This window comes from Arthrobacter sp. RT-1, assembly GCF_003367205.1.
In the GTDB taxonomy this organism is placed as follows: Bacteria; Actinomycetota; Actinomycetes; order Actinomycetales; family Micrococcaceae; genus Arthrobacter.
Genome location: NZ_QRGQ01000002.1, coordinates 250991 through 275713, shown reverse-complemented (window position 1 = coordinate 275713; position 24723 = coordinate 250991). Strand labels below are relative to the sequence as shown.

Genomic DNA, 24723 nt, shown 5'->3' with positions numbered 1-24723 from the left:
TGCAAGTTGGATCTGCTGGGGAGTTCCAGGTGCGTGGAAAACGCTTTCTGCCCTTTAGGTTTATCAGCGGCCCTTGTGCGGGGTCAAGGACTTTCCGGTACTAAATGGGAGAATTTGTTCTATTTACTGTGCCTTCGCTGCCGCCGCCTGCAGCAGCGGCAGGGTCCGGGTGGGCATCACTTCCACCAGCGACATGGCCGTGCTGGTGCGTACGACGCCGGCAATCGCCAGCATTTTGTTGGTGACCCTGTGCAGGTCGGCCGGGTCCTTCGCGGCCACCTTCGCGAGCAGGTCGGCGTCGCCCGTGGTGGCATGCATCTCGATGATTTCCGGGATGGTGCGCAGCGCCGCCACCGCCTCGTCACTTGAGGACTGGCTGATCGAAATCGAGATGAATGCGATCAGGGGAAGCCCCAGCGCCTCGGTGCGGACCCGTTGGCTGAACGGCGCCAGGCTGCCGTCGCTGACCAGCCGCCGGAGCCGGGCATGGACGGTGTTGCGTGCCACGCCGAGTGTCCGCGACAGGGACAGGACCGTGGCCTGCGGATCCCGGTCAAGTGTGAGGAGGATCTCGGCATCAAGAGCATCAATAAGGTGCATACTGAGCATTTTGCCACCTCAGTCCATCCGGCAGCCCGGATCTGTCCTGCCGGGAACGGCTGTGTTGCGCAGACTCCACGCCGTGTCACACGATGCCTGTATGACCAGCACACTCCCCGAAGCGGCAGCGCCCGGACTTCGCGCCGCCGTCGCCAGCCTTCCCGCGTATGTTGCCGGCAAGAGCGCAGAGTCGGCACTGACCGCTGCCCTGGCCTCGAACGAGAGCCATTTCGCTCCCCTGCCGTCCGTCGTCGACGTCATCCCGGCAGAGGCTGCCCGGATGCACCGCTACCCCAGCATGGGAGCGGTGGATGCCCGCGAAGCGATCGCCCGCCACCACGCGGTATCCGCCGACGAAATTGCGGCGGGGCCGGGCAGCTCGGGCGTTCTGCAGCAGATCATCTCCGCAGTCTGTGATCACGGAGACGAGGTTGTTTTCGCGTGGCGGTCCTTCGAGGCCTACCCCATCCTGGTCACGGTGGCCGGCGCCGCACCTGTCCCAGTACCGCTGCTGGATAACGAGCAGCACGACCTTGCCGCCATGGCCGCCGCCATCACGGACCGCACCCGGCTGGTGATCCTCTGCTCCCCCAACAACCCCACGGGCGTGTCCATCGAAGCGGATGCGCTCGAGGAATTCCTGCGGGCCGTCCCGCCGCGGGTCCTGGTGGTCCTGGACGAGGCCTACATCGAGTACCAGCGCGGGCCCGGCCTGGACTCCCTGGAGTTCTACCGGCGGTATCCCAACCTGTGCATCCTGCGGACCTTCTCGAAGGCCTACGGCCTCGCCGGCCTGCGGATCGGCTATGCCATTGCCCGGCCTTCCGTGGCCGACGGCCTCCGCCGCACCGCCATCCCCTTCGGCGTCAACCGGATGGCAGCAGCCGCCGCCGTCGCATCACTGGCGGCCGGTGACGAGATTCTGGCCCGCACCAGCGCGGTGGCCGAGGAACGCACCCGCGTCATCGCAGCGCTCCGCGGCTTCGGCTGGAACGTCCCGGACAGCCAGGCCAACTTCTACTGGCTGCGCGCCTCGGACGAGCTGCGGGGGCAGCTGCTGGACGGCCTTTCCGCGGCGGACATCCTGGCCCGCGGCTACGCGGGCGACGGCGTCCGGATCACCCTGGCGGACAGGGAAACGAATGACCGGGTGCTCGCCGTCCTTGCGGACCGCGGGAGGTTTGCCGCCCAGTGAGCACCTCGACCGTAACCACCGCTGTCCCGGCCACGCCGGAAGAAGGGACGACGGCGGCACGCGCCACGCCGCCGTCGGCCGTCCGCCATTCCCTGGCTGAGGACGTCCTGGGCATCCTCACCGGCACGTTCGCTGCGTCGCTGGGCCTGTACCTGCTCAAATCCAGTGAAGCCGTCACCGGCGGGACCGCCGGCCTGGCCCTGCTGCTCAGCTACACCATTCCGCTGCCCTTCGGCGTCATCTTCATGGCCGTGAACCTGCCGTTCTTCGGCCTGGCGGTATGGAAGAAGGGCTGGAACTTTGCGCTGCGCACCGGGGCCTCCGTTGCCCTGGTCTCCGTCATGGCCAGCATGCATCCGGCGGCGCTCGGCGCCCTGGACATCGATCCCGTGTATGGGGTGCTGGGCGGAAACCTGCTGGCCGGCGTCGGACTGCTGATCATCTTCCGGCACAAGTCCAGCCTGGGTGGATTCAATATTCTGGCCCTGCTGCTGCAGGACAAACTGAAGTGGCGTGCCGGGTATGTGCAGATGGTGCTGGACGTGGCCATCGTGCTGGCCGCCCTGGCACTGGTGCCACCGCTGATGGTTTTGCTGTCCGCGGCCGGCGCCACCCTTTTGAACCTCATCGTCGCCCTGAACCACCGCCCCGGCCGCTACCTGGGGAAGTAGCTGCCGGGCCGCCCCTTTATTCCCCGAAACGGCCAGAAATATCTTCGGAGGGGCCGTGGTTGCCGCCCACATGACAACAATCGGAATCATCGGTGCAGGACATATTGGAAGCCAAGTCGCCCGGAAGGCGGTGGAACTGGGCTACGACGTCGTCATCAGCAACTCCCGCGGGCCGGAGACACTGGCAGACCTGGTGGCCGAGCTCGGCGCCAAGGCCCGGGCCGCCACTCCCGCAGAGGCAGCAGCGGCCGGCGACTTCGCCGTGGTCACCGTCCCGCTCAAGAACTACAAGGACATTCCGGTGGAGCCGCTGGCCGGCAAAATCGTGATCGACACCAACAATTACTACTGGGAGCGGGACGGCCGGATCCCCGCCCTGGACAACGGCGAGGCCACCACGTCCGGGCTGCTGCAGGAACACCTGCCGGAGTCCAAGGTGGCCAAGGGATTCAACCACATCATGGCTTCCGACATCACCACGGACGGGACTCCCACCGGAAGCGAGGACCGGCGTGCCCTGGCAACAGCCAGCGACTACCCGGAAGCCGCCGAACTGGTGACCCGCCTGTACGACGAGTTCGGCTTCGATACGGTGAACATCGGCCTGCTGGAGGACAGCTGGCGGGTTGAGCGGGACCGCCCGGCCTATGTGGTGCGGCAAAACGCCCAGGAGCTCAAGGACAACCTGGCCAAGGCAACGCGGACCGTCTAGCGCTGTATCCGGACACGGAAACCGGCTGCCAGCAGCCCCGCGAACGCGCGTCTGCTGGCAGCCGGTTTGTGTTGGATTTAGCCCCAGGCCGGGACCAGGACCACCTCATGCGGGCTGGCCGGCCGGCCGAACTGGGCATTGACCGCGGCCAGGGTGTCCCCAAACCTGGCAACAGTTGTGGGGACGTCGAAGTGCTTGCTGGTGATGACGTCCTTGACCGTGAACGAGGACAGGTCATCGGCGAGCTCCAGCCGGCTGATCTGGTTGGACATGTTCTGGACTGCCCATACCGTGTGGCGCTTCACCAGGATCCCGTCCACGAACTGGAGGTTCGGTCCCTTGATCCTGTTGCTTTCCCCGCTCCTTGAATGCACTGTGTAGAGGGCCTGGTTCTTGCTGTGGGCAACGATCAGCACCCGGCCGTCCCTGGCCGACGCAATGCCGTTCATGCCGAAGTCCTCACGCGCCAGGGCAGCTCCTGCCTCGCCCAGCACAGTCAGCGTCCTGACATTCTTGCGTACCTCACCCCAGCGGCTGACCTTGACCAGGTACAGCTCGTTGTACTTGGAGTTGGTGAACCAGGCGCCGTCGTCCGTGAGCGTCACATCATTGATGAACGCCCCTTCCTTTGTGGACAGGGTGAGCTCGGCGACCGTTGCCTTGGTTTCGGTGTTGTAGACGAACGCCTTGCCCGTCATACCACCGGCCACAAACAGCAGATCGTTCCTGGTGTCCGCCTTCATGCCGACGGCCATCCTGCCAGCCGGCACGTCAATGAAGCGCGTGGCTTTTCCCTCACCAATATCGCCGCGGAAAATATCGCCGCTCATCAGCTCCCCGGCGTAAAAAGTTGTTCCCTCGCCAGCCGCGATACCTTCGGCGGAGGTGGCGCCGTCGAGCACAATGACGTCGTCCCGGGACGGCGGTGAGGCTGTTGCCGGCAGTGCGGTGGGCAACAGCAAAGCTAGAAGAGCGATGAATCCGACCGCGGTACGGCGCTGTACGTTTCGGCGCATGATGCTTCCTTGATTGGCGGATGCGCGGGGCCGATCTGCGGCAGCTCCGCACGATGGTGCTGCCAGTTTAAGACTGCCGGATAGGCCCGCCAAGGCATCAAAGCCCCCCTTCTGCTTACAATCGAAACCTCAATCGACTACTGAGGGACCCATGAAGAAATTCGCCACAGCCCTGTTCGCCGCCGGCCTCGTTGTCTCCGCCACGGCCTGCTCCGCCTCCAACCAACTGTCCACCGCTGAAACCTGCGAGCGGATCCAGTCCGTTGTGTCGAACCCCGCCAACAACGCCGGCAAGACAGGCATGAACCGCCTCGCCAACCAGATCCGCCCCATCCACGCGGTGGCATCGGACGATCTCAAGCCCGCGCTGGAGTCCATCCTCGAATACACGGACGAGCAGGCCAAGGAGACGCCGGACGAGGCCAAGCTCGCCGAACTCCAGGCAGGCTACGAGCAGGCCGGCAGCACGTACAGCCAGTTCTGCAGCTAAGTATTTCTTCGCTGACCGGACCCGGCCGCCTGGACTACAGGGTGGCCGGGTCCGTATTGGCGCCGCACAGGATGACGGCCACGCGCTCATTCGGGCGGGGCGTATAGGCGCCGGAGGCCAGCGCGGCGTACGCGGCCGCGGCACCGTGCTCCACCACCATCCGGTAGCCGTCCCAGAGGGCCGCACGGGCGGCAATGATGTCGTCGTCGGACACCAGGACGCTTTCGACGCCGGTGCGGACCGCCACGGAGAAGCCGATGCCACCGATGCTGCGGGCGCCCAAAGAGTCCGCAGCCACTCCGGAGACCGGCACGTCCACCGGTTTTCCGGCGGACAGCGCCGCGTGCAGCGTGGGCGCCGTTGCGGTTTCCACCGCCACCACCTTGGCATGGCCCTCGACGGCAGCGGCGATCCCTGCCATGAGTCCGCCGCCGCCGACGGCCACCAGGACGGTCTCCACGCCGGGCACCTGGTCCAGCAGTTCGGATCCCACCGTTCCTGCGCCGGCCGCAATTTCCGGCTGGTCGTAGGCGTGGCAGTAGACCGCGCCGGTTTCCTTGGCGTGCGCAATGGCCGCCTGGTATGCGACGGCGTATTCCGTGCCGCCCTGCACCACCGTGGCGCCGATGGCCTTCAGCTTCCGGACCTTGACCTCCGGGGCGGAGGCAGGAACAAATACGGTGGCGGGCACGCCGAGCTGCGCGGCCGCGTAGGCATTGGCGAGCCCGGCATTTCCGCCGGAGGCCACCACCACGCCCACCTCCGGGCGCAGTTCGCCGCGTTCCTTGCTGGCCAGGATCCGGTTGAGGGCTCCGCGGGCTTTGAAGGTCCCGGTGTGCTGCATAAACTCGCACTTGAACCAGACGGGGCCGGGAAACGCGTCCCGGTCAGCCTCCATCACGGGGGTGAGCCGGGTGAGGCCTGCGGTCCGGCGCGCGGCCCGGTCCACGTCGGCGCGGGTGATCATGTCAGACCTCGTCGTCCCAGGTTCCCGGCTCCTCCAGCGCTTCCTCGGGCTTGTCGTCCTGGCCGGGGTCGCCGCTTCCCACGTACGACGCCGGTACGGTGCCGGCCGCGTGCGCCTGCTGCTCCTCGCGGATGTTGGACGCGTGGGGAAGCTCGGGGTGCTGCCCGCTCTGCGGGGCCTCCGTTACGGCATCCTGAGCACCCTTGGCTTCGTCAGGATCGCCGGGCCCCCGAAGGTCCGCGGTGTTCTGGGGTTCGTCGTTGGAAGCGGTCATGGTCCTGCCTTTCACCGTGGGAAAACTGACTGCCTGGCACCGGAGCGGAGCCCGGCACCGGTTTCCAGCCTACGGCTGCACACGCGGGTTCGGCAGGCAGCAGGGCCGGACCTGTGAATTGTCCGGCGTAAGCTGTGAAAACCGGCCCGTTACCTGTGAATTGCGACTCAACCGGGACTTCCGCGGCGTCCCCGGCGTTTAACCCCATGGCGGAAGGAGGCCACGTGATTATTGTTCTTACCGGAATCGACGGTTCCGGCAAGTCCACGGCGGCCCGTGCCCTGGTGTCCGACATTCAAGCCAAGGGCGGCAAGGTACTGCTGCTGAACAACCATGCGGGCCGGCGCAGCATGTCGGTCCTCGCCGCAAAGTGGGGGATCCGGCCGCCGGACCGCCTGGCTGACGGCATCGAAACCATCTTCCGCGTCTGGAACGTCCTGGTCTCCCACGTGCGGGCCGGCCGCTTCGACGGGCTGGTGGTCATGGACCGCCACCTCTACTGCCAGCTGGCCCTCCGCGCCACCAAAGGCCTACCCCGCGGCCGCTTTCTGCCGTGGCTCCTGGCCGTACTGCCACAGCCGGATGCCGTCATCCACCTGGACGCGGACCCGCGTGAGGCGCACCGGCGGATTGTTGCCCGCGGGACAGACGCCGAGACCCTGGAGGACCTCACCGCCTTCCGGGATGCCTACGCGGGGCTGCCGGAATACGAAGGCTTCGTCAAGGTGGATGCCACCCTTCCGGCTTCGGAACTGGCTGACCGCCTTGAGTCCGTTGTCAGGGACGTCGCCGGCCGCATCCCGGCTCCGGCAAAGAAAGCAGCCACGAAGTGAAAGATGGGCGGAACCAGGTCCCGCCCACCTTTCTGGTTTGCCCTGCTACTGCGAGGCCGTCGGCGATGCCGTCGGTGTTTCGCTGTCAACCGTCTCGGTGACCGTCACTGTTGGTGACGGTGACTCGTCAGGCGAGGCAGTGCCCGTGGAACGCGACGTGGACGTCGACGTCGGGCTGGACGTCGCGCCGCCGCCGTCGGCCTGCTCAAGCACCTCATTGATGAGGTCCTCGAGTTCCTTCTGGTCAGCGTCACCCAGGTCCGCGCCGCTCTTGGTGGCCACTACCAGCAGCCTGTCCTCGGCCGCGGACACCTGCATCAGCTTCTGCTGGTTCTCGCCGCTGCGGGTGCTGAGGGTCGCGAACGTCTCCTCCGCATCGGTGTTCGCCTGCAGTTCCTCGCTGGACACTTCGTAGCTCTGGCCCAGCGCCTGGACCGTGAAGGTGGCGCACTGGCTCATTTTGCCCTTGATGTCGGTGAGGACCTGCTCTGCGTCAGGTCCTTCGCTGCCGGACTGGGCGGAGAGGGTGCGGGGCGAGTTGCCTTCGGAAATCGCGACGGCCACCTCGCCGTTTTCCACGGTGTCCAGCAGGCCTGCGGTGGCAATGTCCTTGCAGTCCTCGGGATCCACAGTGGCCGTGCTCAGGAGCAGGTTGGCGAGGTTCCCGCCTTGGTCCACCTGCTCCTTGGAGTAGAGCTTGAGCTCGTTGCCGTCCGCGTCGGTCTTGCCGGAGATGAGGTTGCGAAGCTCATCCTCGGTGTACACCTTTGCGTCTTCCGTGGCGGAGGACGTCGGCGTCGGCGTGGGGCTGGGACTGGCGGAACCGCCGCCGCCTCCGGTGCAGCCGGCCAGGGCCAGCATTGCAGCAGTCATCAGTCCGAGTGCTGGAACTTTTCGCATGAGGACAACCCTTTCGAGATAGAAAGCATGCTTAGTGTTTCCAGCGTAAAGGGTCTGCGCCGGACTCGCACGTCACGGAGCGATAACTTTAGGGCCGTGTCCGGGTCAGGGGTGCAGGTCAAGGGGTGCCGCTGAGGCTGGACGCGGTGGACGGCGGATGCCGCCACGCGCCGCTGGCCTTCGCCTGGTGTCCCAGGTTCCTGGAGATGGCCCGGGCAGCAGCCCTCACCAGGGGCACCAGTTCATGGGCCGGTGTTACCGCATCCGGAACCACGATGGACAGCGCCGCAGCAACGTCGCCGTCCGCTCCGTGGATGGGCGCCGCTACGGACACCGTGCGGGAGGGATGGGTCCTGCGGACCACGGCGGCACCGGAGTGCTTGACTCCGGCGAGCGCCGCGCGCAGCTCCTTGGCCGGCAGGCTTCCGGACCCGGGCTCGGCGTCCCCAGGCCGCGCGAACACCTTCGCCTGCAGTTCCGGTCCGGCATGGGCAAGCAGCACCTGCCCGACGGCGGTCGTGCGCAGGGGCAGCCGGCCTCCTACGCGGTAGGCCACCTCGGTTGCGGTCCGGGACGAGAGCCTGTCGATGAGTACCGCGTCGCTGCCTTCGCGGACGGCGAGGAGCACATGGTGGCGGGTCACCTCGTACAGGTCCTCAAGGTACGGCAGCGCTATCTGCCTCACTCCGTGGCCACGGGGCGAGAGCGACGCAATCTCCCAGAGCCGGACACCCACCACATAGCGCCCATCCTCCAACTTTTCCAGGGCGCCCCACTCCGTCAGGTGCCTGGCCAGGCGAAGGGTGGTGGCAGGGGCGAGGCCGGCCAGGCGGGACAGCTCGGACAGGTTGAGTGCACGGCGCTGTTCCGTGAACTGCCCCAGCAGGCTGAGCGCCCGGACCACCACTGGCTGGCCGGCACCCTGGGGAACCACTCCGGCCACCCTGCCTGCTCCCGCCACAATGCCTCCACGCCCTTGATGTTCTCCTCCAAGCCTTCCGTTTGTGGCCCCCGCCACAAAGTGACTTTTCACTGAGTGAAAAGTACGATTTCGGAAGCTTGGGTTCGGGGACAGGCTGATGGACGTCCCGCCGGTGATCCTGTTGCCGCCCCTCCCCCGATTGGAATCAACGATGAACTCCAATGCCCCCAGGAAATCCCTGCTCGGAATTTTTGTCTTGTGCTGGCTTGGCCTGCTCGCCGACGGTTATGACCTCTACGTCTACGGCGCCACCCTTCCCGGCCTGATCGGCCAGCCGCCGTTCAACGTCACGCCTGCCGCCGCGGGCGCCGTAGGGTCCATCGCGCTGGTGGGAATGCTGCTCGGCTCCCTCATCGTCGGGACCCTGACGGACCGGCTGGGCCGGCGGCGGATCTTTGTCAGCGCCCTGGCCCTGTTTTCGCTGGCCATGCTGGCATGCGCCGCGGCGCCCACCTGGGAGTTGTTTGCGGTATTCCGCTTCATCGCCTGCTTCGGCGTGGGCGGCCTGCTTCCGACGGCGGTGGCGCTCACCAACGAGTTCGCCCCGCCGGGCAAAAAGTCCCTGGTCCTGGGCGCCGTCCTCACCGGGCCGGCGACAGGCACAGTAGTGGCTTCCCTGACCTCGCTGGCCCTGCTGGAATCGAGCGGCTTCCGCCCGGTCTACGCCATCGGCGCGGGCGGCCTGCTGCTGGTTCCGTTCGCCTGGTTCCTGCTGCCGGAGTCGCCGTCGTTCCTGCGGACCCAGCTCCGCACCGTGGAGGCAGACCGGATTGAAGCCATATACGGCCTTCCCCGCACGGCCGACGTGCCGGCAGCCGCCGTCCGCATCTCCCCCACCCGTGCACTGTTTGCCCAGGGCACCGCCCGCACCACCCTCCTGCTGTGGGCCATCACGGTACTGAGCCTGCTCACCATCTTCGGCGTCAGCACCTGGCTCCCGCAGATCATGCGGACGGCAGGGTTCGGCGTCGGCTCCTCCGTGTCTTTCCTGCTGGCCTACTCGGTGGGCGCCGTGGTGGGCACCGTCCTGGCCTCGGTTGCCAGCCAGAAATTCGGACCCCGGCCGCTGGTGATCGTTGGTTTCGCCAGTGCCGCCGCCGCCCTGCTCCTGATGTCCGTCAACCCGCCCGCCGCGGTGATGACGGTGCTCGCCGCCGTCGCAGGCTTTGGCGGGCTGGGCACGCAAAACATGATCAACGACTACATCGCCCAGTTCTACCCTGCGGCCACGCGCGCCACCGGGCTGGGCTGGGCGCTGGCGGTGGGACGCATCGGTGCCATCGCCGGGCCCTCGTACGGCGCACTGCTGGTGAGCTTCGGCGGTGGAGTGCCCGCGGCCGCCATGGCCTTTGCCGCACCGGCCGTGCTGGGCGCGGTGCTGATGCTGGCCCTCCGCACCAAGGCCGCCCGGCGCACAGCTCTGGACCGGGACGCCGAGCTGGTCGCCTGACCTCTCCCGCCCGGCCTGTAGCGGCCAAGCAAAGCCACTGCGGCCCCTCCTGTGGAATAATCCGAAGAAGTGGTCCTCACCGGACCGCTCCAGGATCAGGAGGGGCCCGCTTTGTCCGCCACATCAAGGAGCACCGCCGGGGCGGCCGGCCGGGCCATCAACAACTCGCAGGTCCCCAAGCACGAACAGCTGCGGCTGATCATCCTCAGGCTCGCCAAGGAAGAACTGGAGCCGGGCGCCAGGCTCCCCAGCGAGCGGACCCTCATGGATTCCTACGGCGTCAGCCGCATCACGGTACGGGCCGCCATCGGACGCTTGGTCAACGAGGGGCACCTGGTCCGGGTTCCGGCGAAGGGCACGTTCGTGGCGGACTCGCCGGTGCAGTCCACGCTGCACCTGGCCTCATTCACCCAGGAAATGGAGTCCATGGGGCACGTCCCCAGCACGGTGGTACTGGTGGCGGAAACCGGCACGGCCCCGGAGGACACCGCCGAGGCGCTCAGCCTGCTGCCGGGCTCCGAGGCCATCCACCTGAAGCGGCTGCGCCTGGCGGACGGCAGGCCGGTCAGCGTGGACGACGCCTGGTACAACCCGGAGCACGCCCGCGGCCTGCTGGACATCGACCTGACCGGCTCGGTGTACAAGGCCCTGGCGGCGCAGTTCGGCCACCAGATCGACCGGGCGCGGCAAAGCGTGCGGTCCGAGGGCGCCCCCGCCGACGTGGGGGCGCTCCTCGGAACCGGGACGGGGGCACCGGTACTGGCGTTTGACCGGGTTTCGTACTCAGGGTCCCTGGCCATTGAACATTCCCGCTCCTGGTACCGCTCGGACCGCTACTCGCTGAACATGGAAGTCCGGCTCTAAACGGACTTCCCGGCGAATGCCGGCCCAAGGCAGGCGTCAGTCCAACGAGAACAGGCGGGCACCCGCGGACACCGCGCCGGTTGCCGCCAGCGTTGCCGTGTCCGGCTTTGTATCGAGGACGACGACGGGACTCACCATCGAGTAACCGGCCGCCAGGGCGGCGGTAGGGTCCACATGCATCACGGGCTCGCCGGCGGCGACGGAATCTCCCTGGGCGATCAGCAGCTTGAAGCCTTCGCCCTTGAGCTTGACGGTGTCGATGCCTACATGGGTGAGCACTCCCCGCCCGGCTGGCTCCACCACCACAAAGGCGTGCGGCAGGAGCTTGACCACTTTTCCGGCAACCGGGGACACGACGTCGAACGCCTCGCCTGCCGGCGGCTCGACGGCCGCGCCGGAACCCACCATCTGGCCCGCGAAAACGGGATCCGGGACGTCGGACAAGGGAACCACGCTGCCGCTGATGGGCGCGTGGACAACCAGCGTTTCCGGCATCAGAGCAGGTCCTCGATGTCTTCGGCCAGGTTGTCCGCCTCCGGGCCCACAATGACCTGCACTGCAGTGCCGGCCGCAAGGACGCCGTGGGCTCCGGCGGCCTTCAGGGTGGCTTCGTTGACCAGCGACCCGTCCTTGACCTCGGTGCGGAGACGGGTAATGCAGGCCTCGACTTCCACGATGTTGGCGGCTCCGCCCAGGCCCTCAATGATCTTTTCTGCTTTGGACATGGCTGCCCTTTCTGACGGTGCCCCGGGGAGCACTGCTTCAGCACCAGGACCGGCGGCCCAAGTGCGACCAATTATGTGCCGGTTCATCGGAACTGTCAGCGGCTGCCCGGAAGATCTTCTCCCTTGACAGGCGCTCGTGGGATGAATCACACTGAGCTGGTCATAACCAGACAGTACCGGCTGGAACCGTTTCTCCACAAGCCCCCACCCGATCCCCGCAGAGGTGTAACCATGTCAACATCCGAGACCGCCGCCCTGGCTCCAGAGAAGAAGCCGAACAGGGCCTTCGCAACCCTCCAGCGTCTGGGCCGCTGCCTGATGCTGCCCATCGCCGTCCTCCCCGCAGCCGGCATCCTGCTGCGCATCGGCCAGGCCGACCTGCTGGGCGCCATACCGGGCTTCGAAGGCGGCTCTGCCGTCATCTCCGCGGCAGGCAATGCCGTGTTCACCTGGCTGCCGCTCATCTTCGCCGTCGGCATCGCCATCGGCTGGGCCAAGAAGGCCGACGGTTCCACCGCCCTGGCAGCAGTGGTGGGATACATGGTGATCGACGGCGTCTTCAAGGCCATGTCCCCGCTGGTCCTGGCCGGTCAGCTTGACCCCGCCGGCAAGCCCGCGATGATTAACTACGGCGTCCTGGCCGGCATTGTGGTGGGCCTGCTGTCCGCCATGCTTTGGCAGCGCTTCTACCGCACCAAACTGCCGGACTTCCTGGGCTTCTTCAGCGGCCGCCGCCTGGTGCCCATCCTGACGTCCGTCACCAGCCTGGTTGCCGGCGTCGTCCTTGCCCTGTTCTACCCGCTCTTCAACGCAGGCCTCTCGGCAGTGGGTGAAGCCGTCGCGGGCAACGCCGTGGCCGGTGGCGGCGTCTACGGTTTCGCCAACCGCATGCTCATCCCCGCAGGCCTGCACCACATCCTCAACTCCGCCGTCTGGTTCCTCATCGGCGACTACACGGACGCATCCGGCCAGCTGGTCCGCGGCGACCTCAACCGCTTCTTCGCCGGCGACCCCAGCGCGGGCATCTTCATGACCGGCTTCTTCCCCATCATGATGTTCGGCCTGCCCGCAGCAGCCCTTGCCATCTGGCGCCACGCCAAGCCCTCACAGAAGAAGATCGTGGGCGGCATCATGCTCTCCACCGCCCTCACCGCGTTCTTCACGGGCATCACCGAACCGCTGGAGTACTCCTTCATGTTTGTCGCCTTCCCGCTTTACATCGTCCACGCAGTCCTCACCGGCACCTCCATGGCACTGGTCAATGCCCTGGACATCCATCACGGCTTCACCTTCTCCGCCGGGTTGATCGACTTCGTCCTCAACTTCGGAAAATCAGAGAACGGCTGGCTGCTCATCCCCATCGGACTTGGCTATGCGGTGATCTACTACTTCCTCTTCTCCATCGTCATCAAACGCTGGAACCTGCGGACGCCCGGCCGTGAGGACGACGAAGTCAGCGTGGATACGGACGCCGCCAAGTAACGGCGCTCCGCTCCTCCCCCTACTGCACCTGCAACCGAAAGCAGCTTCACCGCATGGAAATCATCATCCTTCCCACCCCGGCCGACGTCGCCCGCACGGCCGCAGACGCCATCGAAGAGCAGGTCCGCAGCGGCCCGTCCGTCCTTGGACTGGCCACCGGGTCCACGCCCTTGGGCACCTACCAGGAACTCATCAAACGGCACCGGACCGGCGGCCTGAGCTTCGCGCAGGCGCAGGCGTTCCTCCTCGATGAATATGTGGGGCTGCCCAGCGCACACCCGCAGTCCTACCACTCCGTGATCCGGGACGAGTTCACGGCCAGCGTGGACTTTGGTGCGGACGCAGTGCACGGCCTGGACGGGATGGCGGCGGACCCCGAGGCCGAGGCGGAACAGTACGAGGCCCGGATTTCAGCGGCGGGAGGGGTTGACATCCAGATCCTGGGCATCGGGACCGACGGGCACGTGGGCTTCAACGAGCCCATGTCCTCGCTCGGCTCGCGCACCCGGATCAAGACGCTCACCCGTCAGACGCGCCAGGACAACGCGCGCTTCTTTGGCGACCCGGCGGACGTCCCGGACCACGTCCTGACGCAGGGGCTGGGCACCATCCGCGAAGCCCGGCACCTGCTGCTGCTGGCCATGGGGGAGGCAAAAGCGGAAGCCATCGCGGCCGCCGTCGAAGGCCCTGTTGCAGCCCTTTGCCCGGCTTCGGCGCTCCAGCTGCACCCGCACGTCTCTGTGCTGGTGGACGAGGCAGCGGCTTCCCGGCTGGCGCACCGGGACTACTACACGGACACTTTCGGCCGGAAGCCGGCGTGGCAGGGGCTCTGAGCATGGGACGCGGCGCACCCGTTACTGTCATCGGCCCGCCGCAGCTTGAACTTGCCGTGGAAAATGCCGACGGCGTACGGCTGGCTGCCGCCGTCGGCGCTGCCCGGGTGGAACTTTGCGCAGCCCTTGCCGAGACGGAGGGCATCACCCCCAGCATCGGCACGGTGGAGCAGGCGTGCCGTGCGGGCCTTCCCGTCCACGTCCTGGTACGGCCGCGCCCGGGCAACTTCAGCTATACGCGGGAGGAACTGGAGGTCATCGAGCGTGACGTGGCTGCGTCAATGGATGCCGGCGCCGCAGGGGTGGTGGTGGGCGTACTCGCAGCTGACGGCGGCCCGGACGCTCCGGCGATCCGCCGGATAGCCGAGGTGGCACGCCGGTACAAGCCCTCCGCAGAGGTCACGTTCCACCGCGCGTTCGATGCCGCGCTTGCTCTTGGATTCGACCCTGCGGATGCACTGGCCCGGTTGGAAACAGCAGGTGTGGACCGGGTGCTCACCAGCGGCGGCAGCCCGGACTGTGCGGCCGGCCTCAGCATGCTGGGCCGGCTGGTGGAGCTGGGACGGGCGCACGCGCCGGCGGTCCAGATCATGGCCGGCGGCGGGGTGACGCTTGAGCTGGTACCGTCGCTTCTCGAGACCGGCGTCCATGCCGTGCACACGTCCGCGCGGCCTCGCCTCGGCATCTCCGGTGCGGACCGGACGGCTGCCGCAGACCCCGCCCTTGCAGCCCGGATGGCGGCAGCACTGACAACGGGAGGCCGCTAGCGATGGGTAACCAACTGGTACTCCGTGGCCGCGTGGTCACCGGAAGCATGGACGTGGCCGATGGTGTTGTAGCGGTCGACGGCGGCCGCATCACCTACGCGGGTCCGGCGTCCGGCTTTGCGGGGCAAGGTTCCCCTGATTCAGCTGACCGGATTCTGTTGCCCGGCCTGGTGGACCTGCACTGCCACGGCGCGCTCGGCTCGGACTTCTCGGAGGGTTCCGTCGACGGTGCCCGGTCCGCGGCGCGCTACCTGCACAGCCGGGGCACCACCACACTGCTGGCCAGCCTGGTGACCGGGTCGCCTGAGGACTTGGTCCGGAACCTCACGGCGCTGCGGACTGTGGCAGATGAGGGCCTGATTGCCGGTTCCCATCTGGAGGGCCCCTTCCTCGCTTCGGGGCAGTGCGGCGCGCACGATCCCGCGTTGCTGCTTGAACCGGATCCGCGCCTGGTGGCCGAACTGCTGGACGCGGCCGGCGCCTCCCTGGCCTCCATGACTCTCGCGGCCGAACTTCCCGGGGCGTCCGGGCTGGCGGACCTCCTCGCAGCCCGCGGGATCATCCCCTCGCTGGGGCATACTGCCGCCGACAACAACGCTGCCGCCGATTTCCTGCAGCATGTGGCCGCCGGGCTCGCCGGTCCGGCGAATCCTACGGGGCGGCTCCGCCCGACGGTCACCCATCTGTTCAACGCCATGCCCAGCCTGCACCACCGTTCCCCCGGCCCGGTCTCGGCCAGCCTTAGTGCTGCCCGCGCCGGCAATGCCGTGGTGGAGCTGATTGCCGACGGTGTCCATCTTGCTCTGGAGACGGTCAAGCTGGTGTTCGACCTGGTGGGCGCAGAAAACATCGCCCTGGTCACGGATTCCATGGCCGCTACCGGCCTGCAGGACGGACAGTACCGGCTGGGTTCGCTGGCCGTGACGGTGGATCAGGGCGTGGCCAGGGTGGACAGCACCGGTGCCATCGCCGGTGGAACCTCCACACTGCTGGATGTTGTCCGCACCACCGTGGCTGCGGGTGTGCCGCTGCAGGATGCCGTGCTGGCGGCCAGCGGCGTTCCCGCCGAGGTCCTGGGACTGTCCTCGCAGGCAGGCGACCTGCGCGCGGGGATGCCGGCCGACGTCGTCGTGGTTGATGCGGACCTGAACCTGGCCGGTGTGCTGCGGCGGGGCGAGTGGGTGACCTCGCTGGAAGGGTCCGGGTAGACGACAGCTAATCCGCGCCCGGCAAGCAGACCTCCACAAGCCCGTCAGTGATGCGGGTTTCGAAGCGAGGCTGGCGTGAGGTGGCCGGCCCGGCCTGCACCTCACCGGTCCGCAGCGAGAAGGTGCTCCGGTGCCAGGGGCAGACGACACACTGTTCACCGCTATCACTGCCGGCCTCGGGTGCACCCTGCTTGAGTTTGCCCTCGTGCAGCGGCCCGGAGAGGTGGCTGCAGACGTCGGAGAGTACGTTGAGCGTGCCCCCCTCCCGGAAGACGAGCAGCGGCAATCCGGCAACATCGCGCTTGTGGAGCTTTCCATCGGGCAGTTCCTCAAGCCGCGCGAGGGGGTGCCAGCCGGACGGGAAGCGGTGCGGGATCTCCTCGCTGTGGTTCACTCCAGCGGCCTGCCGGTAGGTGAGGTGGCCACCCAGGAAGCCGCTGGCACTCACTGTGGCAAGCCCGAGATATGCCAGCACCTTCCCGCTGCCCTGGCTGCCGTGGGCGCGCTGCACCAGCGACGCAATGTAAAGGCTTGTTGCAGCGATGTTGGCGCCGGCGTGGATCAGTCCCACCCTCTGCTGCTGCGGGTGCAGTTGGGACCAGTCGGTAAATCCGGCCACGGCAGACGGTACAACGCTTACGGTCCCCACCCCGATCAACAGGGTGGCAGCTTTTTCATTGCCGGGAAGCGCGTCCAGGACTGCGGCCGAGATCCAGGCGCCAATGGGCACCTGGACGGCGAGCGGGTGAACGGGGTGGCCGATGGGCACGCCGTGGAGGATGTCCCGGGCCCACCGCGGGCGGATCACCTTCTTCACGGCTTTCCGGACGCTCTTGGCCAGCGGATCAAGCCATTCGGCGTCTTCGAGTCGGGTAACAAGCTCAAGTGCAGGCAGTGGCTTCATGTGTGTCCCCTTACCCCGTTAACCGGTGTCCAGTCGTTGCCCGCGACCTTAGCCGCTGGCGCACCCGGGCAACAGGGCTGTTCCAAAGCCGGGAGCGGAGGTCAGCGGAGCGGCGATCCCAGCACCCTGAACTGGTTGCCGCCCATCTCACCGGACAGCAGGGGCATGGCTTCGGCGATCGCTGCCCGCACGCTGTCCAGCTGCAGCGAAGCCCGATGCGCTTCCGGCGATTCCCACAGCTCGCACACAAAAACGGTGTCCGGCACATCGTCATTGATGCCCACTTCGTAGAGCAGGCAACCGGCTTCCTTCAGCCCGGGCATGGGCCGGAGCAGGATGGATACGACGGCGTCCCGCTGGCCGGGCTTGGTTCCGAGGCTTCCCACATTTGCAAAAGTCATACGGACAGTCTGCAGGACGGGTACGACAGAACGCCCTTTGAACAGGACCTGCGTGGCAGGACCGGGCAGCTGCGCCAGCTCTATTGCCGTTCGCGCTTGGTTCAGTAGCCGCCCCTCCCAACAGATGTCGCACCCCTGTGGTTGGATGGTGTTCTCTTTGGGGATGGAGGCTGACATGGAAGTCTGGACGGGGAACCCCTATCCGTTGGGTGCGACGTACGACGGCAGCGGCACGAACTTCGCGTTGTTCAGCGAGGCCGCGACCGCTGTTCACCTCTGCCTGTTCGACGAGGACGGCACTGAACAGCGCATCCGGCTGGAAGCCGTGGATGGCTTCGTGTGGCACTGCTACCTTCCCCATGTCCTGCCGGGCCAGCTGTACGGCTACCGTGTGGACGGCCCCTACAATCCGGCGGAGGGCCTCCGCTGCAACCCGAACAAACTGTTGATGGACCCCTATGCGAAGGCCATGAGCGGCGGCATTACGTGGGGCCAGCCCATGTTCTCCTACAACTTCGGCGATCCTTCGTCCTTCAACGCTGAAGACTCCGCATCCAGCACCATGCGGTCCGTGGTCATCAGCCCCTTTTTCGACTGGCAGCACGACCGCCCGCCGAAAATCCCCTACAACGACACTTTGATATATGAGGCACACGTCAAGGGCCTGACCATGACCCATCCGGAGGTGCCGGTAAAAGAACGCGGCACCTATGCGGGCATCGCGCACCCGGCGGTGATCGAGCACCTGCAGAAACTTGGCGTCACCGCCATCGAGCTGATGCCCGTTCACCAGTTCGTCCAGGACAGCGTGCTGCAGGACAAAGGCCTCAGCAACTACTGGGGCTACAACACCATCGGCTTCTTCGCCCCGCACGAAAGCTACAGTTCCAGCAGCAGGCCGGGGCAGCAGGTGCAGGAGTTCAAGGCAATGGTCCGCTCCCTGCACGCCGCTGGCATCGAGGTGATCCTCGACGTCGTCTACAACCACACTGCCGAGGGGAACCATCTGGGTCCCACCCTGTCTTTCAAGGGCATCGACAACGAGGCGTATTACCGGCTGGTGGACCACGACAAGCAGCACTACCTGGACTACACGGGCACCGGCAACACCATCAATGTCCGGCACCCGCACGCCCTCCAGCTGCTGATGGACTCGCTGCGGTACTGGGTGCTGGAGATGCATGTGGACGGTTTCCGCTTTGACCTCGCCTCGGCACTGGCACGGGAGTTTTATGAGGTGGACCGGCTGTCGAGCTTCTTCGACCTGGTCCAGCAGGACCCCGTGGTGTCGCAGGTGAAGCTGATCGCCGAGCCCTGGGACGTCGGCCCCGGCGGCTACCAGGTGGGCAACTTCCCGCCGCTGTGGACGGAATGGAACGGAAAGTACCGCGACGCCGTCCGCGACTTCTGGCGCGGCGCCCCCGCCACCCTGGGCGAGTTCGCGTCCCGGCTTGCCGGCTCCTCGGACCTCTACGAAAGTTCAGGCCGGCGGCCGGTGGCCTCCATCAACTTCGTCACCGCCCACGACGGCTTCACCCTGCGCGACCTGGTTTCCTACAACGCCAAGCACAACGAGGCCAACGGCGAAAACAACAACGACGGCGAGACCCACAACCGTTCCTGGAACTGCGGCGCCGAAGGCCCCACCACGGACCAGGGCATCCTGGCGCTGCGGGCACGGCAGCAGCGCAACCTGCTGGCCACGCTCCTCCTCTCCCAGGGAGTGCCCATGGTGCTCCACGGTGACGAACTCGGCCGCACGCAGCAGGGAAACAACAATGCCTACTGCCAGGACTCACCCCTGTCCTGGATCAACTGGGACACCGCGGACCAGCCCCTGACAGAGTTCCTCGCCGCCGTCACCACCCTCCGCAGGGAGCACCCAACCTTCCGCCGCAACAGGTTTTTCCAGGGCAGGCCCGTGCGGCGCAGCCTGGGGCAGCCCCTGCCGGACATCGTCTGGCTCAACACCGACGCGTCCGAGATGGTTCCCGAGGACTGGGGCAACCCCCTCGCCAGGGCCCTCGGAGTGTTCTACAACGGTGAGGCAGTGGGCAAGGACCACCGCGGCCGGGTCATCCACGACCACAACTTCCTGCTCTTCTGCAATTCCGGCGACGACCCCGTGGACTTCACCCTGCCCAGTGCCGAGTACTCGCCCGCCTGGGAGCAACTGATCGATACCGCGGGTGAACATGCGGACCAAGGTTTCCTTGAGGCCAACGGCACCGTGAAACTGGCCGGCAAGTCCCTGCTGGTCCTCCGGGCGTACGCCAAGCCACCGGAAAAACCGGACCACTCCGTGGCGGCCTCCCTTGCCCTGCTGGCAGCACCGGAAGCAGGAGGAGTGCGGACGTCCTGAGCGTCAGTCCGCGGCGTTGAGCGCGCCGGCCTGAACCACGACGGCGCCACTCGCCGTCGTGTCTCCGTTCAGCATCCAGCCCACCCGCTTGACCGTCCGCAGCATCACCACGCTCTCCACCAGCTCCATGCCCGGGACCTTTTGCTGCAGGGCGAGTTCTGCCGTCATCACGTCTGCGAGGGACTGCAGCCACATAATGATCACGAAGTTGGTGGGCCCCGTGGTGGAGGCACTCAGCCGGACGTTGCTGATGGTGCGGATGGCAGCAGCCGCTTCCTCATGCCGGCCTGCGGGGACGTTGGCGAACCACTGGCACGTGACCGGGTAGGAAGAGTAGCCCTGGGCAATTTCGCACCGGAACAACAGAATTCCGCTGGCCAGCACCCGGTTGAGCTGCCGCTGCACCGTAGCCGGGTGCCGCCCCAAATCCCGCGCGATCTCGGCCGCGGTTGCCCTGCCGTCCCGGGCCAGGAACGGCAGCAGGTCCAGGTGGCTTTCGGGGAGTTGCCCCGCCACAGCCTGTTTTCCGTCCGACGTGCCCGGCTGACCCAGCGTCCGCAGGGTCGCCAGCTGCGCCCGGCTCAAAATGTTGAGCCGCCACTCATCGGCGCTGGTGTGGAGCCGGGTGCACAGTGCCGTCTGGTACTTGGTGAGCCCTTCGATGGTTTTCAGCTGGGCAATCACCTTGGTGCTGAACTCCTCCAACGACCTGGTGATCACGGTCAGCATGAGGTCCCGGTTGCTCGCCGCCTCTTCCACGGTGATGATCTCCGGGATGGCGGCCAGCTGGGCAGTGACACGGTCCCGCAGGTTCATGTCGCAGTCCACGGCCACAAAGGCGAGCAGCATCTGTTGCGGATCACCTGCCAGATGCGCGGTCACCCAGGCCGCGCCGCCGGACTTCAGCCGTTCCCACCGTGCCGCCAGCGTGGTGGCATGGACGCCGAGGACCTTTGCGGCGTCGGCCCAGCCCAGCCTGGGAGAGGTTTGCAGGACCTGGATCAGGGCCAGGTCTTCCTCGCTCAATTCCACGCTTAGTCCTGCTCCTCTTCTGCACGAATCCTGCCTGCAGAAAGCAGAGCCTGCATAATTTCTGCGCTTTCGCGGATTGTGAACCACGCCACTTCACAATAGTCCACAAGCCGGAAAGCCAATGCCAAGGAGTTATTCGTGACGATTACCGCCGACGCCCGCGACCTGCAGGACGACCTCATCCGCCTGCGCCACGACCTGCACCGGCAGCCGGAAATCGGCCTGGAACTTCCCCGCACGCAGGAGCGTGTCCTGCAGGCCTTGGACGGCCTGCCCTTCGAGATCACGCTGGGCAAGGAAACGACGTCGGTCACCGCCGTGCTGCGCGGAGGCACCGGCTCAGCCGCGAATGAAAAAGGGAAGCAGCGGCCGGCGGTGCTCCTCCGTGCGGACATGGACGGCCTTCCCGTCCAGGAGAAGACCGGTGTTGACTACACGTCCAGGACCGACGGCGCCATGCACGCCTGCGGCCACGACCTGCACACGTCCATGCTCGCCGGAGCCGCCACCCTCCTGGCCGAGCAACGGCACCAGCTGGCGGGCGACGTCGTCCTGATGTTCCAGCCCGGCGAGGAAGGGTTCGACGGCGCCAGCTACATGCTCGGCGAAGGTGTCCTGGACGCAGCCGGAACCCGGGTCCAGGCTGCCTACGGCATGCACGTGTTCTCCTCGCTCGAGCCGCACGGCACCTTCTGCACCAAACCGGGCGTTATGCTCAGCGCGTCTGACGGACTCGAGGTCACCATCCTCGGCGCCGGGGGCCACGGTTCCGCCCCGCATGCGGCCAAAGATCCGGTGACAGTCGCCGCCGAGATGGTGACGGCCCTGCAGGTGATGGTCACCCGGCAGTTCAACATGTTCGATCCCGTGGTCCTGTCCGTGGGCGTACTCCACGCCGGCACAAAGCGGAACGTCATCCCCGAATCGGCCCGCATCGAGGCCACCGTCCGGACCTTCTCCGAGTCCTCGCGGCTGAAAATGATGGAGGCGGTCCCGCGCCTGCTCAAGGGCATTGCGGCTGCGCACGGGGTTGAGGTCCACGTGGACTACCAGCAGGAGTACCCCCTCACCATCACGGATGAGGACGAAACGCACACGGCGGAGAAGGTCATCTCCACGCTTTTCGGTGAAAGCCGCCTCTCACGCTGGGCCACCCCACTCAGCGGTTCCGAGGACTTCTCCCGCGTGCTGGCCGAGGTCCCCGGCACGTTTGTGGGCCTCAGCGCCGTTGCTCCGGGCGGCGACCCTGCCACCTCCCCTTTCAACCATTCCCCCTACGCCACGTTCGACGACGGCGTGCTGGCTGACGGAGCCGCGCTCTACGCCCAGCTCGCCATCTCGCGGCTTGCCGCACTTTCAACAGCGTCGTAACCACCGGCAGCAGCGCCGCTGCCCGGCATCCCCCTCGAAGCACCTTCGAACCGACCACCAGGAAGTCATCATGTCCATCACAGCGCACAAGCAGCAGGCTGGACGCACGTCCACCGCGAAGACCATCGTCGGAACAGGCATCGGCAACGCCGTTGAATGGTACGACTGGGCCATCTACGCCACCTTCACGCCGTTCATCGCCAGCCAGCTCTTCAGCAAGGCGGACCCCGCGTCGGCCGTCCTGTCCACCCTGGCGATCTTCGCCGTCGGCTTCGTGGCACGGCCCTTCGGCGGCTTCCTCTTTGGCTGGATCGGCGACCGGGTGGGCCGCAAGACATCCATGACGCTCGCCGTCGGCCTGGCATCGCTGGGCAGCCTCATGATCGGCATCGCACCCACATTCGCCAGCGTCGGCGCCTGGGCCTCGCTCATGCTGCTGGTGGCGCGGCTCGTCCAGGGCCTGGCGCACGGCGGTGAGCTGCCGTCATCCCAGACGTACCTTTCCGAGATGGCTCCGAAGGAGCACCGGGGATTCTGGGCGACGCTGATCTACACCTCGGGAACCGTGGGGATCCTGTTCGGCACGCTGCTGGGCGCAGTGCTGAACATGGCGCTGACCACCGAGGCAATGAACGAGTGGGGCTGGCGCATCCCGTTCCTGCTGGGCGCCGCGATGGGCCTCTACGCGCTGATCATGCGGTCGCGGCTGCATGAAACCGAGGCATTCGAGGGCGAAACCACCTCTCAGAAGCGGGCGCCCATCTGGCCGCAGATCGTCCGCCACCGCAAGCAGGCCCTGCAGGTCATCGGGCTGACGGTAGGCCTCACGGTCATCTACTACATCTGGGGCGTGGTGGCACCCAGCTACGCCACCACCGCGCTGAAGATCGACCGCGGCGAAGCTCTGTGGGCCGGCGTAATCGCCAATGTCGTGTTCATCGCCGCGCTGCCGGTGTGGGGCAAGCTCTCAGACCGGATTGGACGCAAGAAGGTGCTGTGGTCCGGCGCGATCGGCTCCGCGGTGATGCACTTCCCCATGACCTGGCTCCTGAAGGACTCGGCCTGGCAGCTGGCCGTAGGCATGTCCGTCATGCTGGTCTTCATCGCCGCGAGCGCCGCTATTGTCCCGGCCGTCTACGCCGAGCTGTTCCCCACGTCCATCCGCACCGTCGGCGTCGGCGTGCCGTACTCCATCTGTGTGGCCGCCTTCGGCGGGACCGCCCCGTACCTGCAGCAGTGGCTGGGGACGACCCTGGGCGCGCCACAGGTGTTCAACGTGTACGCGGTGGTGCTGCTGGCCATCAGCGCAGCGTTTGTCTTAACCATCCCTGAGACGAAGGGCAAGGACCTTACGCACTAGCTCCATCCCTCAGGCAGCGTCACCATTCGCTGCACACAGGAACGAGGCCAGAACCTTTGCCTCGGTGGGCGTCAGGAAGAGTTCAAAGGGCTTGAGCTGGCCAGCGACTTCGAGGGTGAGCCTGAAGCCCTCGGTCCCAACGCTGGGGCGGGCAAACCAGTTCTCCAGGATCTGCGGCATGTCCTGGCCTATCAGAATGGAGCACCCCTCCATGTCCCAAGGGGAGCCGGATTCGATCAGCGCCTGGTGTTCACCACAAATATGGGCCCGGTGATGAGTGGCAGCCGGGTGGCTTCCCGCAGTGAAGGCGGAGCCGGAGTTCGTACACCGAAGCACTGAACAAGTAACCATGCACCTGACGGTAGCGACTGGAGATTGGGGGAATCCTGTATGGTCCACTTGGAATTTCCTTGGAGCCGAACGGCACGGCGCCTACTCCTGCTGCAACTGGAAAACCAGAGGGTTTTTCCCCCTAAAATGCGGGGTTTAAAAGGGTAGGCGTGGCCCTAGCGCAGCGCCAAAATCCGGGTGCAGGATTGAACGTACCGGATCACAAACACTCAGATGGATCCGACGTTAAGCCCCCCGCCTCTGACGGGGCCGCTGATTAAAAATGGGACGGGCAGGCTGCGGCCGCCACGCTGATCAACCACGAGCTTGTTCAGCCGCGTCGGGCTCAACCTGTCCAAAAATGGTGAATCGCATCCTTACAGGAGCACAAAAATGTCCATCACTCCAACTATGAAAACCCGTTCAACCAGGGCAAAGATCGCCCTGGTTCCGGTCCTTTCATTCGGTCTGCTCGCGGGTGCCGCGGCTGTGGCCGCCCCGGCCGCAGCCCATGACGACCGCGACCGCGACCACCGACACGGCTGCAACGTCCAACCTTTGAAACCGACCGATGCCCGCGGCGATTGGGTGAACTTCCCGGTCAGCGTGAAATGCGATGACGGAAGAAAGGTCGTCCACATCCAGCAGAAGCGCTATGAAAAGGATCGCGGTCGCGACACAAGGCTGCACGATGGCCACTACGACGCATTCCACATCTATGTGCACCGCGCCGACCGCAAGGAGGTCAAAGACAGGTACGACCAGGTGAGCCGTAGGCTTGACCGCCGTGGCCCGGAAGAGGTTTACCACGAGATCAGGTTCGCTGTGGATAAAGGACATGGCCGGCTTGAGTGGTCCGGATGGGTCAAGAGCGACACATTGAGGGGCGTCAACTCGCATCACTAGTGAATAGAAGGACCCTCATACGGGAGCCAGGGGCACAAGCCCCTGGCTCCTTATTTGTGCCACGGTTCGTCTTTGTAATGCGGTTGGT

At 66.3% G+C, this 24723-nt stretch carries 27 protein-coding genes; 15 read left to right on the top strand and 12 right to left on the bottom strand.

What is annotated here, in order from left to right; genetic code table 11:
* Window positions 1-123: 123 nt before the first annotated feature.
* A complete protein-coding gene (locus DXK94_RS02670) occupies window positions 124-609 on the bottom strand; it encodes an Lrp/AsnC family transcriptional regulator (protein WP_115523707.1) in 486 nt (161 codons plus the stop codon).
* Between the two features lie 91 nt (window positions 610-700).
* On the opposite strand from DXK94_RS02670, the gene DXK94_RS02665 reads away from it, so the two are divergent.
* The 3 genes from DXK94_RS02665 to DXK94_RS02655 all read left to right on the top strand — a co-directional run bounded on the left by DXK94_RS02665 (window position 701) and on the right by DXK94_RS02655 (window position 3178).
* Window positions 701-1795 carry a histidinol-phosphate transaminase gene (locus DXK94_RS02665; protein ID WP_115523706.1) on the top strand — a complete coding sequence of 365 codons (1095 nt, stop codon included), beginning with the start codon at window positions 701-703 and terminating at the stop codon, window positions 1793-1795.
* Window positions 1792-2466: a YitT family protein gene (locus DXK94_RS02660; RefSeq protein ID WP_115523705.1), complete on the top strand. Its 675-nt coding sequence runs from the start codon at window positions 1792-1794 to the stop codon at window positions 2464-2466. Before DXK94_RS02665 ends, DXK94_RS02660 begins: the two co-directional genes overlap by 4 nt.
* A gap of 70 nt (window positions 2467-2536) precedes the next feature.
* Entirely contained in the window at window positions 2537-3178 is a 642-nt protein-coding gene (locus tag DXK94_RS02655; RefSeq protein ID WP_115523704.1) for an NADPH-dependent F420 reductase, read from the top strand.
* 77 nt (window positions 3179-3255) lie between these two features.
* Here DXK94_RS02655 and DXK94_RS02650 read toward each other — a convergent pair whose 3' ends face one another.
* Window positions 3256-4194 (bottom strand): YncE family protein, encoded by a 939-nt coding sequence (locus tag DXK94_RS02650; protein ID WP_115523703.1) that lies wholly within the window; start codon window positions 4192-4194, stop codon window positions 3256-3258.
* Between the two features lie 151 nt (window positions 4195-4345).
* Between DXK94_RS02650 and DXK94_RS02645 the strand changes: the two genes are divergently transcribed.
* Window positions 4346-4684 carry a hypothetical protein gene (locus tag DXK94_RS02645; RefSeq protein ID WP_079595203.1) on the top strand — a complete coding sequence of 113 codons (339 nt, stop codon included), beginning with the start codon at window positions 4346-4348 and terminating at the stop codon, window positions 4682-4684.
* A gap of 34 nt (window positions 4685-4718) precedes the next feature.
* Here DXK94_RS02645 and DXK94_RS02640 read toward each other — a convergent pair whose 3' ends face one another.
* Together DXK94_RS02640 and DXK94_RS02635 are read right to left on the bottom strand one after the other, a co-directional pair.
* Window positions 4719-5651 (bottom strand): threonine/serine dehydratase, encoded by a 933-nt coding sequence (locus DXK94_RS02640; protein ID WP_115523702.1) that lies wholly within the window; start codon window positions 5649-5651, stop codon window positions 4719-4721.
* Between the two features lies 1 nt (window position 5652).
* On the bottom strand, window positions 5653-5925 hold the full coding sequence (locus tag DXK94_RS02635; protein WP_079595856.1) for a hypothetical protein: 273 nt from the start codon (window positions 5923-5925) through the stop codon (window positions 5653-5655).
* Window positions 5926-6149: 224 nt separating this feature from the next.
* Between DXK94_RS02635 and DXK94_RS02625 the strand changes: the two genes are divergently transcribed.
* Window positions 6150-6758: a thymidylate kinase gene (locus tag DXK94_RS02625; protein WP_115523700.1), complete on the top strand. Its 609-nt coding sequence runs from the start codon at window positions 6150-6152 to the stop codon at window positions 6756-6758.
* Between the two features lie 45 nt (window positions 6759-6803).
* Here DXK94_RS02625 and DXK94_RS02620 read toward each other — a convergent pair whose 3' ends face one another.
* Entirely contained in the window at window positions 6804-7658 is an 855-nt protein-coding gene (locus tag DXK94_RS02620) for a hypothetical protein (RefSeq protein WP_258868408.1), read from the bottom strand.
* A 118-nt stretch (window positions 7659-7776) separates the two neighbouring features.
* Complete coding sequence (locus DXK94_RS02615) at window positions 7777-8619, bottom strand: IclR family transcriptional regulator (RefSeq protein ID WP_115523698.1); 843 nt, start codon at window positions 8617-8619, stop codon at window positions 7777-7779.
* Between the two features lie 172 nt (window positions 8620-8791).
* Here DXK94_RS02615 and DXK94_RS02610 point away from each other — a divergent pair, with 172 nt between their 5' ends.
* Window positions 8792-10090, top strand: a complete 1299-nt coding sequence (locus DXK94_RS02610) for an MFS transporter (protein ID WP_115523697.1) — start codon at window positions 8792-8794, stop codon at window positions 10088-10090.
* Between the two features lie 111 nt (window positions 10091-10201).
* Window positions 10202-10954, top strand: a complete 753-nt coding sequence (locus DXK94_RS02605; RefSeq protein ID WP_115523696.1) for a GntR family transcriptional regulator — start codon at window positions 10202-10204, stop codon at window positions 10952-10954.
* Between the two features lie 36 nt (window positions 10955-10990).
* On the opposite strand, the gene DXK94_RS02600 is transcribed toward DXK94_RS02605, so the two are convergent.
* Window positions 10991-11449: a glucose PTS transporter subunit IIA gene (locus DXK94_RS02600; protein WP_115523695.1), complete on the bottom strand. Its 459-nt coding sequence runs from the start codon at window positions 11447-11449 to the stop codon at window positions 10991-10993.
* Window positions 11449-11679: a glucose PTS transporter subunit EIIB gene (locus tag DXK94_RS02595; RefSeq protein ID WP_079595209.1), complete on the bottom strand. Its 231-nt coding sequence runs from the start codon at window positions 11677-11679 to the stop codon at window positions 11449-11451. The genes DXK94_RS02600 and DXK94_RS02595 overlap by 1 nt, the downstream gene beginning before the upstream one ends.
* 231 nt (window positions 11680-11910) lie before the next feature.
* Between DXK94_RS02595 and DXK94_RS02590 the strand changes: the two genes are divergently transcribed.
* From DXK94_RS02590 to DXK94_RS02575, 4 genes are read left to right on the top strand one after another with little or no spacing between them, the layout of a single operon-like run.
* Window positions 11911-13161, top strand: a complete 1251-nt coding sequence (locus tag DXK94_RS02590) for a PTS transporter subunit EIIC (protein WP_115523694.1) — start codon at window positions 11911-11913, stop codon at window positions 13159-13161.
* A gap of 53 nt (window positions 13162-13214) precedes the next feature.
* Window positions 13215-13994 (top strand): glucosamine-6-phosphate deaminase, encoded by a 780-nt coding sequence (gene nagB / locus DXK94_RS02585; protein WP_115523693.1) that lies wholly within the window; start codon window positions 13215-13217, stop codon window positions 13992-13994.
* 2 nt (window positions 13995-13996) lie between these two features.
* Window positions 13997-14761: a copper homeostasis protein CutC gene (locus tag DXK94_RS02580; RefSeq protein ID WP_115523692.1), complete on the top strand. Its 765-nt coding sequence runs from the start codon at window positions 13997-13999 to the stop codon at window positions 14759-14761.
* 2 nt (window positions 14762-14763) lie between these two features.
* On the top strand, window positions 14764-15969 hold the full coding sequence (locus DXK94_RS02575; protein WP_115523691.1) for an N-acetylglucosamine-6-phosphate deacetylase: 1206 nt from the start codon (window positions 14764-14766) through the stop codon (window positions 15967-15969).
* A 7-nt stretch (window positions 15970-15976) separates the two neighbouring features.
* Here the strand turns inward: DXK94_RS02575 and DXK94_RS02570 are convergent, their stop codons facing one another.
* Window positions 15977-16873, bottom strand: a complete 897-nt coding sequence (locus DXK94_RS02570) for a Rieske 2Fe-2S domain-containing protein (protein WP_115523690.1) — start codon at window positions 16871-16873, stop codon at window positions 15977-15979.
* Between the two features lie 101 nt (window positions 16874-16974).
* A complete protein-coding gene (locus DXK94_RS02565) occupies window positions 16975-17274 on the bottom strand; it encodes a putative quinol monooxygenase (RefSeq protein ID WP_079595215.1) in 300 nt (99 codons plus the stop codon).
* Window positions 17275-17449: 175 nt separating this feature from the next.
* On the opposite strand from DXK94_RS02565, the gene glgX reads away from it, so the two are divergent.
* Window positions 17450-19636, top strand: a complete 2187-nt coding sequence (glgX, locus tag DXK94_RS02560) for a glycogen debranching protein GlgX (RefSeq protein ID WP_115523689.1) — start codon at window positions 17450-17452, stop codon at window positions 19634-19636.
* 3 nt (window positions 19637-19639) lie between these two features.
* Here glgX and DXK94_RS02555 read toward each other — a convergent pair whose 3' ends face one another.
* Window positions 19640-20668, bottom strand: a complete 1029-nt coding sequence (locus DXK94_RS02555; protein WP_115523688.1) for an Lrp/AsnC family transcriptional regulator — start codon at window positions 20666-20668, stop codon at window positions 19640-19642.
* A gap of 138 nt (window positions 20669-20806) precedes the next feature.
* Here DXK94_RS02555 and DXK94_RS02550 point away from each other — a divergent pair, with 138 nt between their 5' ends.
* Both DXK94_RS02550 and DXK94_RS02545 read left to right on the top strand, forming a co-directional pair.
* Window positions 20807-22039 (top strand): M20 family metallopeptidase, encoded by a 1233-nt coding sequence (locus DXK94_RS02550; RefSeq protein WP_115523687.1) that lies wholly within the window; start codon window positions 20807-20809, stop codon window positions 22037-22039.
* A gap of 70 nt (window positions 22040-22109) precedes the next feature.
* Window positions 22110-23399 carry an MFS transporter gene (locus DXK94_RS02545; protein WP_115523686.1) on the top strand — a complete coding sequence of 430 codons (1290 nt, stop codon included), beginning with the start codon at window positions 22110-22112 and terminating at the stop codon, window positions 23397-23399.
* Between the two features lie 9 nt (window positions 23400-23408).
* Here DXK94_RS02545 and DXK94_RS21340 read toward each other — a convergent pair whose 3' ends face one another.
* Window positions 23409-23579, bottom strand: coding sequence for a hypothetical protein (locus DXK94_RS21340; RefSeq protein ID WP_181884719.1), 171 nt, complete (start codon window positions 23577-23579; stop codon window positions 23409-23411).
* Between the two features lie 543 nt (window positions 23580-24122).
* On the opposite strand from DXK94_RS21340, the gene DXK94_RS21195 reads away from it, so the two are divergent.
* Entirely contained in the window at window positions 24123-24635 is a 513-nt protein-coding gene (locus DXK94_RS21195; protein ID WP_147294351.1) for a hypothetical protein, read from the top strand.
* Window positions 24636-24723: the final 88 nt, after the last annotated feature.

Bases quoted from the DNA above. Each gene is read 5' to 3' on its own strand.
- DXK94_RS02670 (WP_115523707.1), bottom strand. From the start codon at position 609: ATGCTCAGTATGCACCTTATTGATGCTCTTGATGCCGAGATCCTCCTC.
- DXK94_RS02665 (WP_115523706.1), top strand. From the start codon at position 701: ATGACCAGCACACTCCCCGAAGCGGCAGCGCCCGGACTTCGCGCCGCC.
- DXK94_RS02655 (WP_115523704.1), top strand. From the start codon at position 2,537: ATGACAACAATCGGAATCATCGGTGCAGGACATATTGGAAGCCAAGTC.
- DXK94_RS02650 (WP_115523703.1), bottom strand. From the start codon at position 4,194: ATGCGCCGAAACGTACAGCGCCGTACCGCGGTCGGATTCATCGCTCTT.
- DXK94_RS02645 (WP_079595203.1), top strand. From the start codon at position 4,346: ATGAAGAAATTCGCCACAGCCCTGTTCGCCGCCGGCCTCGTTGTCTCC.
- DXK94_RS02640 (WP_115523702.1), bottom strand. From the start codon at position 5,651: ATGATCACCCGCGCCGACGTGGACCGGGCCGCGCGCCGGACCGCAGGC.
- DXK94_RS02635 (WP_079595856.1), bottom strand. From the start codon at position 5,925: ATGACCGCTTCCAACGACGAACCCCAGAACACCGCGGACCTTCGGGGG.
- DXK94_RS02620 (WP_258868408.1), bottom strand. From the start codon at position 7,658: ATGCGAAAAGTTCCAGCACTCGGACTGATGACTGCTGCAATGCTGGCC.
- DXK94_RS02610 (WP_115523697.1), top strand. From the start codon at position 8,792: ATGAACTCCAATGCCCCCAGGAAATCCCTGCTCGGAATTTTTGTCTTG.
- DXK94_RS02600 (WP_115523695.1), bottom strand. From the start codon at position 11,449: ATGCCGGAAACGCTGGTTGTCCACGCGCCCATCAGCGGCAGCGTGGTT.
- DXK94_RS02595 (WP_079595209.1), bottom strand. From the start codon at position 11,679: ATGTCCAAAGCAGAAAAGATCATTGAGGGCCTGGGCGGAGCCGCCAAC.
- DXK94_RS02590 (WP_115523694.1), top strand. From the start codon at position 11,911: ATGTCAACATCCGAGACCGCCGCCCTGGCTCCAGAGAAGAAGCCGAAC.
- nagB (WP_115523693.1), top strand. From the start codon at position 13,215: ATGGAAATCATCATCCTTCCCACCCCGGCCGACGTCGCCCGCACGGCC.
- DXK94_RS02580 (WP_115523692.1), top strand. From the start codon at position 13,997: ATGGGACGCGGCGCACCCGTTACTGTCATCGGCCCGCCGCAGCTTGAA.
- DXK94_RS02575 (WP_115523691.1), top strand. From the start codon at position 14,764: ATGGGTAACCAACTGGTACTCCGTGGCCGCGTGGTCACCGGAAGCATG.
- DXK94_RS02570 (WP_115523690.1), bottom strand. From the start codon at position 16,873: ATGAAGCCACTGCCTGCACTTGAGCTTGTTACCCGACTCGAAGACGCC.
- DXK94_RS02565 (WP_079595215.1), bottom strand. From the start codon at position 17,274: ATGACTTTTGCAAATGTGGGAAGCCTCGGAACCAAGCCCGGCCAGCGG.
- glgX (WP_115523689.1), top strand. From the start codon at position 17,450: ATGGAAGTCTGGACGGGGAACCCCTATCCGTTGGGTGCGACGTACGAC.
- DXK94_RS02545 (WP_115523686.1), top strand. From the start codon at position 22,110: ATGTCCATCACAGCGCACAAGCAGCAGGCTGGACGCACGTCCACCGCG.
- DXK94_RS21340 (WP_181884719.1), bottom strand. From the start codon at position 23,579: ATGCCGCAGATCCTGGAGAACTGGTTTGCCCGCCCCAGCGTTGGGACC.
- DXK94_RS21195 (WP_147294351.1), top strand. From the start codon at position 24,123: ATGTCCATCACTCCAACTATGAAAACCCGTTCAACCAGGGCAAAGATC.